We start from the raw sequence: 14,047 nt of genomic DNA, 5'->3' as shown, positions 1-14,047 counted from the left end.
AGGGTTCCGGCACGCGCTGGCCGGCGCGGAGCCCGTGCTGGCGATCGCCGACATCGACTGGGAGCTGTACTTCCCGGTCTTCACCTCCGTACGGGCGAGCCGGCTGTTCAGCGAGGTGCCTGCCGTACGGCGGCTGGCCGAGACCGCCGAGCGGCCGGTCGGCGCCGCGGGCGCGGGGGAGTTCGTGACCCGGCTGCGCGGGCTGCCCGCGGCCGAGAGGGACCGCCTGCTGCTTGAGCTGGTGCGCGCCCAGGCGGCGACCGTGCTCGGGCACGCCTCAGCCGACGCCCTCGCCGAGCGGCGCGCGTTCCGCGACCTGGGTTTCGACTCGGTGACCGCGGTCGATTTGCGCAACCGGCTGGCCGCCGCCACGGGCCTATCCCTGCCGAGCACGCTGGTGTTCGACCACCCGAACCTGGCGGCGCTGGCGGAGTTCCTGCGCGCGGAGATCGCCGGGGCCCAGGCCGGACCGGCGGCCGTGGCAGGCCAGGGGCGGGCCGGCTCGGACGAGCCGATCGCGATCATCGGGATGGCCTGCCGCTACCCGGGCGGGGTCCGATCGCCGGAGCAGCTGTGGCGGCTCGTGGTCGACGGGGTCGACGCGATCTCCGAGTTCCCCGGCGACCGCAACTGGGATGCCGAAGGACTCTACGACCCCGACCCGGGCCGGACCGGGAAGACGTACTCCACGCGGGGCGGCTTCCTCTACGACACGGCGGAGTTCGACGCGGACTTCTTCGGGATCTCGCCCCGCGAGGCGCTGGCGATGGATCCGCAGCACCGGCTGGTGCTGGAGACGGCATGGGAAGCCGTCGAGCGGGCCGGGATCGCCCCGTCGTCGCTGCGCGGCAGCGTGACCGGCACCTTCATCGGCTCCAGTTACCAGGACTACGGTCTGGCGATGGCCGGCCAGGGGGAGGGCCTGGAAGGCCACCTGGTCACCGGCACCGTGCCGAGCGTGCTGTCCGGCCGGGTGGCGTACCTGTTCGGGCTTGAGGGCCCGGCCGTCACGCTGGACACGGCGTGCTCGTCGTCGCTGGTGGCGCTGCACCTGGCCTGCCAGTCGCTGCGCGACGGCGAGAGCTCGCTGGCGCTGGCCGGTGGGGTGACCGTGATGTCCACCCCCGACGCCTTCATCGGGTTCAGCCGGCAGCGGGCCATGGCCCCCGACGGCCGCTGCAAGGCGTACTCCGATTCGGCCGACGGGATGAGCCTGGCCGAGGGGGTCGGCCTGCTGCTGGTGGAGCGGCTGTCCGACGCCGAGCGCAACGGGCACCCGATCCTCGCGGTCATCCGCGGGTCGGCGATCAACCAGGACGGCGCGTCCAACGGGCTGACCGCGCCGAGCGGGCTGGCGCAGCAGCGCGTGATCAGGCAGGCGCTGGCCAACGCCGGGGTCGCGCCGGCGGAGGTCGACGCCGTGGAGGGGCACGGGACCGGCACGGCGCTGGGGGACCCGATCGAGGCGCGGGCGCTGCTCGCGACCTACGGCCAGGAGCGGGATCACCCGCTGTGGCTCGGCTCGGTCAAGTCCAACATCGGGCACGCCCAGATGGCCTCCGGCGTCGCCGGAGTGATCAAGATGGTCCTGGCCATGCGGCACGACCTGCTGCCGAGGACGCTGCACGTGGACGCGCCGTCGTCGCACGTGGACTGGTCCACGGGTGCCATCGAGCTGCTCACGGAGCCGAGGGAATGGGTGCGCGCCGGACGCCCGCGCCGGGCCGCGGTGTCGTCGTTCGGGCTCAGCGGCACCAACGCCCACGCGGTGCTGGAGGAGGCGCCGCCCGCGGCCGTACGGGTGGGGCGGGCCGAGCCGGTCGTCGTCCCCGTGCTGGTGTCGGGCAAGGACGCGCAGGCCCTGGGCGCCCAGGCGGAACAGCTGCTGGCCCTGCTCGCGGAGTCCGCCGAGCTCCACCTCACGGACGTCGCGTACTCCCTGGCGACCACGCGGTCGCACCTCGACCAGCGCGCGGCGCTGGTCGGACGGGACCGCGAGGAGATCATCGCCGGGTTGCGGGCGCTGGCCGAAGGCGCCGGCGTTCAGGAAGCCGTCGGCCACGGTTCCCTGGCCTTCATGTTCACCGGCCAGGGCGGCCAGCGCGCGGAGATGGGCCGCGAGCTGTACGGTCGCTTCCCGGCGTTCGCCGACGCGCTCGACGCGGTGCTGTCCCACCTGGACGCGCACCTGGACCGCCCGCTGCGGGACGTGCTGTTCGCCCCGGCGGGTACGGCGGACGCCGCCCTGCTGGACGAGACGGGCTACACGCAGCCGGCGCTGTTCGCCTTCCAGGTGGCCGTGTTCCGCCTGCTGGAGTCCTGGGGCGTCAGGCCCGGCCACCTCATGGGACATTCGGTCGGGGAGATCGCCGCGGCGCATGTCGCGGGCGTGCTGTCCCTGCCGGACGCCTGCGTCCTGGTGGCCGCCCGCGCCCGGCTGATGCAGGCGCTGCCCGCGGGCGGGGCGATGGTCGCCGTCCAGGCCGGCGAGGAGGAGGTGCTGCCGCTGCTGGCCGGGCGCGAGGAGCAGATGTCGATCGCGGCGGTCAACAGCCCGGTGTCGGTGGTCGTGTCCGGCGAGGAGGACGCCGTCCTGGAGATCGCCGCGCACTTCGCGGCCCAGGGGCGCATGACCAAGCGGCTGCAGGTCTCCCATGCCTTCCATTCCCCGCGGATGGACGCCATGCTCGACGACTTCCGCCGGGTCGCGCGCGGCCTGTCGTACGCGCCGCCGGAGATCCCGATCGTGTCCAACGTGACCGGCGAGCCGGCGACCGCGGCGCTGCTCTGCTCGCCGGACTACTGGGTGGAGCACATCCGGCGGCCGGTCCGCTTCGGCGACGGCGTGCGCGGCCTGGCCGAGCAGGGCGTCGTCACGTTCCTCGAACTCGGCCCCGACGCCGTGCTCACGGCCATCGCGGCCGACTGTCTCACCGACCGCCCCGGTGTCCAGGCGGTGCCCGTGGCGCGCCGGGACCGGGCCGAGGAGCAGGCCGTCACGGCGGCGGTGGCCCGGCTGCACGTCCGTGGCGTCGACGTGGACTGGCGAGGGTTCTTCGCCGGCACCGGCGCCGAGGCGGTCGGCCTGCCGACGTACGCCTTCCAGCGCCGGCGGTTCTGGCCGGAACCCAGGGCGGCCGCCGTGCCCGCGTCTTCCGATGCCGTGGACGGCTGGCGGTACCGGTCCGTCTGGAAGCCGTTGCCCTGGCCCGCGGTCACCGCGCCGTCGCCGCGGGCCCGGTTGCTCGTGGTGGTGCCGGCGGGTGCGGAATGGGTGACCTCGCTGGCGGGCGCGCTGGGCGCGGAGGCCGACCGGATCGAGGTCCGCGAACCCGACCGGGCGGCGCTGGCCGCGCGGCTGCGGGAGCTGTGCTCCGCCGGACCCCGGCCCGTCGGGATCGTGTCGCTGCTGGCCTCGGACGAGCGGGATCTGGCAGGGCATCCGGGGGTCCCCAGCGGTCTGGCGTTGACGGTCGCGCTGGCGCAGGCGCTCGGGGACGCTGGGATCGAAGCGCCCTTGTGGTGCGTGACCCGGGGCGCGGTGTCGGTGGGGCGCTCGGAACAGGTGTTCCGGCCGGTGCAGGCCGCCGTGTGGGGTCTGGGCCGGTCCGTGGCGCTGGAGCAGCCGCGGCTGTGGGGTGGTCTCGTCGACCTGCCCGAGGACCTCGACTCCGTCACGATCTCCCGCCTGGTTGACGTGCTGTCTGGCGTGAAGGGAGAGGACCAGCTCGCCGTACGTCCTTCGGGGGTCTTCGGCCGCCGCTTGGTGCACGCTCCGCTCGGCGGAGACATCGCCGAGGGAGACACCGCGCTGTTCGGCGAAGGTACCGTACTGATCACGGGAGGCACCGGTGGTCTCGGGGCGCAGGTCGCCCGCTGGGCGGTCGGCGCCGCGCACGTGCTGCTGGTCAGCCGCCGCGGACCCGACGCGCCGGGCGCGGCCGAACTGCGGGACGAACTGGCCGCCCTTGGTACCCAGGTCAGCGTCGTGGCCTGCGACGTCGCAGATCGTGAGGCTGTGGCCGCAGTGCTCGCCGGGATCCCGGAGGACCTGCCTCTGACCGCGGTATTCCACGCGGCGGGCGTGGTCGACGACGGGGTGCTGGACGGCATGACGCCGGAGCGCCTCTCCTCGGTCCTGCGATCGAAGGCGGTCGGCGCGGTCAACCTGCACGAGCTGACCGAGCACCTGGACCTGGCGGCGTTCGTGCTGTTCTCGTCCACGTCCGCCACCTTCGGCTCACCGGGGCAGGCCAACTACGCGGCCGCGAACGCCATGCTCGACGCGCTGGCGGAGCTCCGGCGTTCCCGAGGGCTCGCGGCGACGTCGATCGCCTGGGGGCCATGGGCCGGGTCCGGCATGGCGGCGGACGACGTCGTGGCGAACCGGCTGCGCCGGGCCGGCCTGCGGATGCTGCCCCCGGGCCTGGCGGTCCGCGCGCTGGCGCGGGCGCTGGCGCACGGCGACACGACGCTGACCGTCGCCGACGTCGACTGGTCCCGATTTGTCGGCGCGTTCGCGGCGGTCCGGAGCAACCCGCTGGTGAGCGACCTGCCGGAGGTCGCCGGGCTCATGGGTGCCGGGGCGGATCCCGCCGGTACGGCGGAGCCGGCGTTCCGGCGGCGGCTGGCCGAGCTGTCCCCCGCCGAGCGGGGCCGGGCCGTCCTGGACCTGCTGCGCGGCATGGTGGCCAAGGTGCTGGGACACGCCGGCGCCGACGGCGTAGCGCCGGACCGCCCGTTCCGGGATCTGGGCTTCGACTCGCTGACCACCGTCGAGCTGCGCAACGCGCTGGCGGCGGCGACGGGGCTGACCCTGCCCGCGACGCTGCTGTTCGACTATCCCGCCCCGAGCGTGCTGGCGGACTTCCTGCTGGGCGAGCTGTCCGGCTCGGGGCCGGCCGCCCAGGTCCCGGTCGTACGGGCCCATGTCGATGACGGCGATCCCATCGTGATCGTCGGCATGAGCTGCCGGTTCCCCGGCGGGGTGAGCTCCCCCGAGGAGCTGTGGCGGCTGCTGGTGGACGGCGGGGACGGCATCTCCTCCTTCCCCGGCGACCGGGGCTGGGACCTGGCGGCGCTCGCCGCGGGGATGTCGTCCACGAGCATGGGCGGGTTCCTCAGGGACGCGACCGAGTTCGACGCCGAGTTCTTCGGGATCTCGCCGCGCGAGGCGCTGGCGATGGACCCGCAGCAGCGGCTGGTGCTCGAGGCGTCCTGGGAGGCGCTGGAACGGGCCGGCATCGATCCCGCGGGTCTGCGCGGCGGCGACGCCGGAGTCTTCGTGGGCACCAACGGCCAGGACTACGTCGCCGTGCTCAAGGGCTCTGACGCGGATGTGCAGGGCCACGTGGCCACCGGCACCACCGCGAGCGTCATCTCCGGGCGGCTGTCGTACACGCTGGGTCTGGAGGGCCCCGCCATCACCGTCGACACCGCGTGCTCGTCCTCCCTGGTCGCCCTGCACTGGGCCACGCAGGCCCTGCGCGGCGGCGAATGCTCGCTGGCGCTCGCGGGCGGCGTGTCGGTGATGTCGAGCCCGGACGCGTTCGTCGAGTTCAGCGTCCAGGGGGGTCTGGCCCCCGACGGGCGGTGCAAGGCGTTCTCCGACACGGCGGACGGCACGGGCTGGTCCGAAGGGGTCGGCATGTTCGTGCTCGAACGCCTGTCGGACGCCAGGAACAACGGCCATCCGATCCTCGCCGTCGTACGCGGGTCGGCGATCAACCAGGACGGCGCGTCCAACGGTCTCACCGCGCCGAACGGCCCGTCGCAGCAGCGGGTGATCCGCCAGGCACTGGCCGCGGCGGGGCTGTCCCCGGCCGAGGTCGACGCGGTCGAGGCGCACGGCACCGGCACGGCGCTCGGCGACCCGATCGAGGCCCAGGCCCTGCTCGCGACCTACGGCCAGGAGCGGGATCACCCGCTGTGGCTGGGGTCGATCAAGTCCAACCTCGGCCACACGCAGGCGGCGGCGGGCGCCGCCGGTGTGATCAAGATGGTGCTCGCCATGCGGCACGGCCTGCTGCCCAAGACGTTGCACCTCGAGGTGCCGTCGTCGCATGTGGACTGGACGTCCGGGGCCGTCGAGCCGCTGACCGAGCCCCGGGAGTGGTCGCGGAACGGCCGGCCGCTGCGGGCCGGCGTCTCCGCCTTCGGGATCAGCGGCACCAACGCCCACGTCATCATCGAGCAGGCGCCCCCGGAAGAACAGTCCGACGAGCGGCGATCCGGGGATCGGAAGGCTCCCGCGGTCGTGCCGTGGGTCGTCTCCGGCCGCACCCCAGAGGCGCTGCGAGCCCAGGTCGAGCAGGTCCTGGCCGCCACGCGCGACCTCGACCCGGTGGATGTGGGCTACTCGCTGACGAGCCGGTCGATGTTCCGGCACCGCGCGGTGCTGCTGGCCGGCGCCGACGGAGTGCCGGAGATCGCGCGTGGCGAGGCCGCCGTCGTCGCGGGCGGGTCGGCGATGCTGTTCACCGGTCAGGGCGCCCAGCGCCCGGGCATGGGCCGGGAGCTGTATGACCGGTTCCCGGTGTTCGCACAGGCGCTGGACGCGGTGCTTGCGCAGCTCGACGTCGAGCTGGACCGCCCGCTGCGGACGATCCTGTTCGCCGAAGCGGGCTCGCCCGAGGCGGAGCTGATCGACCAGACGCAGTGGACGCAGCCCGCGCTGTTCGCGATCGAGGTGGCCCTGTTCCGCCTGGCGGAGTCGTGGGGGCTGCGGCCTGACCTGGTGGCCGGGCACTCGATCGGCGAGATCGCCGCGGCGCACGTCGCCGGTGTGCTGACGCTGGCGGACGCGTGCACCCTGGTCGCCGCCCGGGGCCGCCTGATGCAGGCGCTACCGGCCGGGGGCGCGATGGTCTCCGTCCAGGCCACCGAGGACGAGGTACGCCCGATGCTCGCCGGGCGCGAGCACGAGGTGTCGATCGCCGCGGTCAACGGGCCGTCGGCCGTGGTGGTCGCGGGCGCGGAGGAGGCGGTCACCGAGATCGCCGCCCGGCTCGCGGCCGAGGGTCGCAAGACCACCCGGCTGACCGTCAGCCACGCGTTCCATTCCCCCCTGATGGACCCCATGGTGGAGGATTTCCGCCGGGCCGTCCGCGGGCTGCGGTTCTCGCCGCCGGCCATCCCGCTCGTCTCCAACCTGACGGGCGAGCCGGCCGCCGTCGAGCGGATCTGCTCACCCGACTACTGGGTCGACCACGTCCGGGAGGCGGTCCGCTTCGCCGACTGCGTGCGGACCTTGCGCGGCAAGGGAGTGAGCACGTTCATCGAGCTCGGCCCGGACGGCGTGCTGTCCGCGATGACGCAGCACTGCCTCGCGGGTGACGGCACCGAGGCCGGGACGCTGGTGGTGCCGGTGCTGCGGAAGGACCGTGGCGAGGAGGAGTCGGTCGTGGACGCGCTGGCCCGGCTCCATGTGCACGGGCTGCCGGTGGACTGGGGATCCCTCTTCACCGGGTACGGCGCACGCCGGGTCGACCTGCCCACGTACGCCTTCCAGCGGCGGCGGTTCTGGCCGGAGGCCGTCGCCCCGGCCAGCGGCTTGGCGCAGGACTCGGTGGACGCCGAGTTCTGGGCCGCGGTCGAGCGTGCCGACCTGGCCTCGGTGGCGGCCACGCTGGAGCTGGAGGCGGACTCGCTCTCGACGGTGGTGCCCGCGCTGTCCTCGTGGCGCCGCTCGCGCCGGGAGCGCACGCTCGTGGACTCCTGGCGGTACCGGGTGGTGTGGAAGCCCCTGGCCGCCCTGCCGCCCGGCGGCCCGTCCGGGACGTGGCTGGTGGCCGTTCCGGCGGACGGGCCGTGGGCGGAGGTGCTCGACGCCGTGGGCGCCGCCCTTCCGGGCGCCGATGCGCTGGTACGGTTCGACGTCACGCATGCCGATCGCGCGATGCTGGCCGTACAGCTCGCCGAACTGCTCGGCGGACGGGCGCCGACCGGCGTGATCTCCCTGCTGGCGCTCGCCGGGACGGACCCGGCCGAGCTGTCCGGGGTGGCGTTGACGACCGCGCTCGTGCAGGCGCTGGGCGACGCCGGCGTGCACGCGCCGCTGTGGTGCCTCACCCGGGGCGCGGTGTCCGTGGGCCGCTCCGATTCGCCGCCGGACCCGGGCCAGGCCGCCGTCTGGGGCCTTGGCCGGGTGGCCGCGCTGGAGCATCCGCAGCGCTGGGGCGGCATGATCGATCTGCCTGGGCCGATCGACCGGCGGGCCGTCGACCGGCTGGCCGCGATGCTGGCCGGCGGACCTGACGGCGAGAGCGAGATCGCCCTGCGCGCCTCCGGAGTGTTCGGCCGCCGGCTAGTCCAGGCCCCGGCAGAAGATGCCGGACGGTCGTGGCGGCCACGCGGCACGGTGCTGGTCGCCGGGGACACGGGAATCTCCGGCCAGCGCATCGCCCGATGGCTGGCCGACGCGGGCGCCGAGCGGGTGGTGCTGGCCGGGCGCCCCGGCTCGGCGGAGCCCGCGGATTCTGGCGTGACGATCAGGCACTGCGACCTGGCGGATCGGGAGGCGCTGGCCGCCCTGCTGGTGGAGTACCCGCCGGACGCGGTCGTCTACGCCGACGAACCGCCGGCCGCCGCCTCCCTGGACGGAGCCGAGCCCGCGGACCTGGCCGCGGCCGCCGCGGCGCACGTCGCGGGCGCGGCGAACCTGAACTCCTTGCTGGCGGACTGGGAACTGGACGCGTTCGTCGTGTTCTGCTCGCTGTCCGGCGTCTGGGGCGTCGCCGGCCGTGCGGTCGCGGCCGCCGCGGAGGAGGTCAGGAACGCGCTGGTCGAGGCGCGCCGCGCGCGAGGCGCGGCGGGGACGGCCGTGTCCTGGTCGGCCTGGGCGGACAGCGGCGTGACCACCGATAAGGGAATGGACCTGCACCTGCGGCTGAACGGGCTGCCCGCCCTGGCGCCGGAGCTCGCGCTCAGCGCCCTGGGCCGGGCCGTCGCGAGCGGAGAGAGCGCGGTGACGGTCGCCGACGTGGCCTGGGACCTGTTCACCCCGGCCTTCCTCGCGCTGCGCCCGACCCCGCTGCTGGACGAGCTGCCGCAGGCCAAGCAGGCGATGGCGGCGGACGGCGGCACCCGCGACGGCGAGCCCGCGCTCCGGGAACGTCTGCTCGGGCTGCCCGCCGCTGAGCGCACCGGGCTCGTCCTCGACCTGGTGACGACCAAGGCGGCCGCGGTGCTCGGGCACGCGGACGGCGGCGCGATCGAGGCCGGCCGGGCCTTCCGGGACTTCGGGTTCGACTCGCTCACCGCGGTCGACCTGCGCAACCAGCTCAAGGCCGCGACCGGGCTCACCCTGCCGGCCACGCTCGTCTTCGACCATCCGACCCCGGAGGAACTCGCCGGGCACCTGGTGGGACAGCTGCTCGGCGAGGAGGGCCCGCGCGAGGAGAGCGGGGCGGTGCCGGCCGTGCGCTCCGACGACCCGATCGTCATCGTCGGCATGAGCTGCCGGTATCCGGGCGGCGTACGCTCGCCGGAGGACCTGTGGCGGCTGGTCGGCGACGGGGTGGACGCGATCGGCCCGTTCCCCGTGGACCGGCACTGGGATCTCGCCGTCCTGTCCGGCGGCGGCCCTGACGGGCGCGGCCGCAGCGCGGCAGCCGGGGGCGGGTTCCTCTACGACGTCGCCGACTTCGACCCGGGCTTCTTCGGCATCTCGCCCCGCGAGGCGATGGTGATGGACCCGCAGCAGCGGCTGGTCCTCGAGGCGGCCTGGGAGGCGTTCGAACGCGCCGGTGTCGACCCGGCCGGCCTGCGGGGCGGCGACGTAGGCGTCTACGTCGGCGCCACCAGCGGCGACTACCAGCCGCCCCGGGACCATCCGGGCCACGCCCAGACGGCGCAGGCGGCCAGCGTGATCTCCGGCCGGCTGTCCTACGCCCTCGGCCTGGTGGGGCCGGCGGTGACCGTGGACACCGCCTGCTCCTCGTCGCTGGTGGCGTTGCATCTGGCGGCCCAGGCGCTGCGGTCCGGTGAGTGCTCGCTGGCCCTCGCGGGCGGGGTCACCGTGATGTCCACCCCGGTGGGGTTCGTCGAGTTCGGTGAGCTGGGGGCACTGTCCCAGGACGGCCGGTGCAAGGCGTTCTCCGACGCCGCCGACGGCACGGGCTGGGCGGAGGGCGTCGGCATGCTCGTGGTCGAACGGCTGTCGGACGCCCGGCGCAACGGCCATCGCGTGCTCGCGATCCTGCGCGGTTCCGCCGTCAACCAGGACGGCGCGTCCAACGGGTTCACCGCGCCGAGCGGCCCCTCGCAGCGCCGGGTGATCCACCGTGCCCTCGCCGCCGCCGGTCTCGCCCCCGCGGACGTGGACGTGGTTGAGGCGCACGGCACGGGTACGAAGCTGGGCGACCCGATCGAGGCCCAGGCCTTGCTGGAGACGTACGGCCAGAACCGCGAGCGGCCGGTGCTGCTCGGGTCGGTCAAGTCCAACATCGGTCACACGCAGGCGGCGGCGGGAGTCGCCGGAGTGATCAAGATGGTCATGGCGATCCGGCATGGTGTCGCGCCGAAGACGCTGCACGCGCAGGAACCGTCGTCGCATGTGGACTGGTCGGCCGGCGCGGTGGAGCTGCTGACCGAGGCCAGGCCGTGGCCGGACGCCGGACGTCCGCGCCGGGCCGGGATCTCGTCCTTCGGAGCCACCGGCACGAACTCCCATGTGATCATCGAGGAGGCCCATCCCGCCGAGTCGGCCGCCGTACCGGTGGCATCGGGTCCGGGCCTCCTGCCAATCCCGCTGTCGGCCAATAACCCGGGCGCGGTGCGGGCGCAGGCGCGACGCCTGCTCGACCATCTCGCCGAGCACCCCGATGTCGGCCTGGCCGATCTCGCGTTCTCCCTGGCCACCACCCGGTCGAGCTTCCGGCAGCGGCTCGCCGTACTGGCCGGGAGCCGCGCGGAGCTGGTGGACGGCCTGACCGCGGCGGCGGACGGCAGCCCGGCGCCCCACGTGATCGAGGGCCGGGCGGGACGACCGGGCAAGACGGCGTTCCTGTTCACCGGCCAGGGCGCCCAGCGGGTCGGGATGGGCCGCGAGCTCTACGACCGGTTCCCGGTCTTCGCCGACGCGCTCGACGCCGTGCTGGCCCATCTGGACGTGCGGCTGGACCGGCCGCTGCGGGAGATCGTGTTCGCCTCGGCGGACGCGCCCGAGGCCGGGCTGCTCGACCAGACCGGCTGGACCCAGCCGGCGCTGTTCGCGGTCGAGGTGGCGCTGTTCCGCCTGCTCGAGTCCTGGCATCTCACCCCTGACGTGCTGATCGGGCACTCGGTCGGCGAGCTGGCCGCGGCGCACGTCGCGGGTGTGCTGTCACTCGAAGACGCCTGTGCGCTGGTGGCGGCCCGGGGCGCGCTCATGCAACGGCTCCCCGCCGGTGGCGCGATGGTCGCCGTCCAGGCCGCCGAGGAGGAGGTGGCGGGACTCCTGGCCGGTCGCGAGCACGAGGTCTCCCTCGCCGCGGTCAACGGCCCGGAGTCGGTGGTGATCGCGGGAGTTGAGCCTGCGGTGCTCGACGTGGCGGCCGTGCTGGAGGAGCGCGGACGCAAGACGAGGCGGTTGCGGGTCTCGCACGCGTTCCATTCACCGCTCATGGAGCCGATGCTGGGGGACTTCCGGGCGGTCGCAGAACGGCTCGCCTACGCGCCGCCGCGCATCCCCGTGATCTCGAACGTGACCGGCGTACCCGCCACGGATGAGCTGTGCTCGCCGGACTACTGGGTGGAGCACGTCCGCAGGACCGTCCGGTTCGCCGACGGGATCCGCTCGGCGCACGAGGCCGGGGTGACCCGCTACGTCGAGATCGGCCCCGACGGCACGTTGACCGCGATGGCCGGCGACATCCTCCCCCCGGAGGCCGAGGTCGAGCTGGTCCCCCTGCTGCGCAGGCACCGCGACGAGCACGAGGCGGTCGTCACCGCACTCGCCGGGCTGCACGTGCACGGGATGAGCCCGGACTGGACCGCCGTCTTCGCCGGCACCGGCGCCAGGCCCGTGGACCTGCCGACATACGCGTTCCAGCACGAGCGGTTCTGGCCGGCGCCGGCGCTGTCGTCGTGGCACGGCGAGGGGGCACCAAGGTCCGCCATCGACGGCTGGCGGTACCGGATCGCCTGGCAGCCCCTCGCTGGCGACGGCGAGGGAACGCCCGGCCGGACCGCGGCGACCGGCCCCTGGCTGGTCGTGCTTCCCGAGGAACAGGCGGCGGACGCCTGGACGGATGACGCGATCGCCGCCCTGGGCGCGGACGCTGTACGCCTGGAGCTGCCCGGCCTCACCGGAATGCCCGAAGACCGGGCCGCTCTGGCCGAGCGACTGCGTGCACACGCCGCAGCCGGGCCGTTCAGCGGAGTGGTGTCGCTGCTGGCTCTGCGGGAATCCGCTGCTGACGCGGGAGTGCCGACCGGGCTCGTCCTGACGACGCTTCTCATCCAGGCGCTGGGCGACGCCGGTGTCGACGCGCCGCTGTGGTGCCTCACCCGAGGCGCGGTCGCGGCCGGTCCCGGCGATGTTCTGGGCAGCCCCGCGCAGGCCGCCGTCTGGGGCCTCGGCCGGGTCGCCGCGCTGGAGCAGCCGCAGCGGTGGGGCGGCCTGATCGATCTGCCAGACAGCGTCGATCGTGGCGCGGTGCGACGGCTGGCGAGCGTGCTGTCCGGGGTGTCAGGTGAGGATCAGGTCGCCATCCGGCCTTCCGGCGCCTACGTCCGGCGGCTCGTGCAGGGTCTTCCCGGCCGGACCGGCGCGTGGGAGCCGCGGGGGACCGTACTGATCACCGGTGGCACCGGTGCGCTTGGCGGGCACCTGGCCCGCTGGCTGGCCGGGAACGGCGCCGAGCACCTGCTGCTGGTCAGCCGGCGGGGGATGGACGCCGACGGCGCCGCCGAGTTGCGGGACGAGCTGGCCGGGCTGGGAGCCCAGGTGACCGTGGCCGCATGTGACGCGGCCGACCGGGGCGCGCTGGCCGCCGTGCTGGCCGGCATTCCGGCGGAGTTCCCGCTCACCGCGGTGGTGCACGCCGCGGGCGTGCTCGATGACGGCGTGGTGGACGGTCTGACCCAGGAGCGGTTCGAGACGGTGTTCCGCGCCAAGGTGAGTTCGGCGGTGGTGCTGGACGAGCTGACCCAGGATCTGGATCTGCCGGTGTTCGTGCTGTTCTCGTCCGCCGCCGGCACGCTCGGCAGTCTGGGCCAGGGCAACTACGCCGCCGCCAACGCGGTGCTTGACGCGCTGGCCGAGCGGCGGCGCGAGCGCGGGCTCGCGGCCACCTCGGTGGCGTGGGGCGCCTGGGCCGGCGGCGGCATGGCGGACGTGGCCGCGGCGCAGGAGGCGTCCCGGCGCATGGGCGTGCGGCCGATGGACCCCGCGCTGGCCGTCTCCGCCCTGAGCGGCCTCGTCGCGGGCGGCGAACCGGTCGGGGTGGTCGCCGACATCGATCACGAGAGGTTCGTCCGGTCGTACACCGCCGGGCGGCCCAGCCGGCTGCTGCGTGAGCTGCCGCACTACCGGGAGCTGACCGGCTCGGTGGACGAGCAGCCGGTGTCCGCACTACGGGACAGACTGGCCGGTCTGCCCGGCACCGAACGGCCTGGCGCGGTGCTCGACGTGCTGCGCGACCAGATCGCGATGGTCCTCGGGCATGCCTCCGGGCGGGCGATCGGCGCCGACCAGGCGTTCCGGGACCTCGGGTTCGACTCGCTCAGCGCGATCGAGCTGCGCAACCGGCTCACGGCGGCGACGGCGCTGAAGCTGCCGCCCACGCTCGTCTTCGACTACCCGACTCCAGAGGCCCTCGCCGGTCACCTGATCACCCAGCTTGTGCCGGAGACGGCCGGGATTTCGGGCGTCGATGAGGAGGAGGCGCGGGTCCGGGCGCTGTTCGCGTCGCTGTCCATGGCCCGGCTGCGGGAGATCGGCGTGCTGGACGCGCTGCTGCACCTGACCGACGGCCCTGCGACGGCGACCAGCGAGGAGGACGCGCTCGACTCGATGGGGCTCGACGAGTTGGTGCGGGCGGCCCTCAACGGCGGAGCCCAATAA

Annotated in this window: 1 protein-coding gene (cut by a window edge); it reads left to right on the top strand. The window is 74.5% G+C overall.

All coding sequences use genetic code 11. From position 1 onward, the window contains the following. A protein-coding gene (locus tag Amac_RS18980; protein ID WP_155355700.1) for a type I polyketide synthase crosses the window boundary here: on the top strand, positions 1 to 14,047 show its 3' portion. Its footprint begins 13,994 nt before the window's first position; the window shows 14,047 of its 28,041 coding nt (coding positions 13,995-28,041); its start codon lies off the left edge, out of view; the stop codon is at positions 14,045 to 14,047.

The organism is Acrocarpospora macrocephala, assembly GCF_009687865.1.
GTDB classification, from domain to species: domain Bacteria; phylum Actinomycetota; class Actinomycetes; order Streptosporangiales; family Streptosporangiaceae; genus Acrocarpospora; species Acrocarpospora macrocephala.
This window is presented reverse-complemented; position numbering and strand designations above follow the sequence as displayed.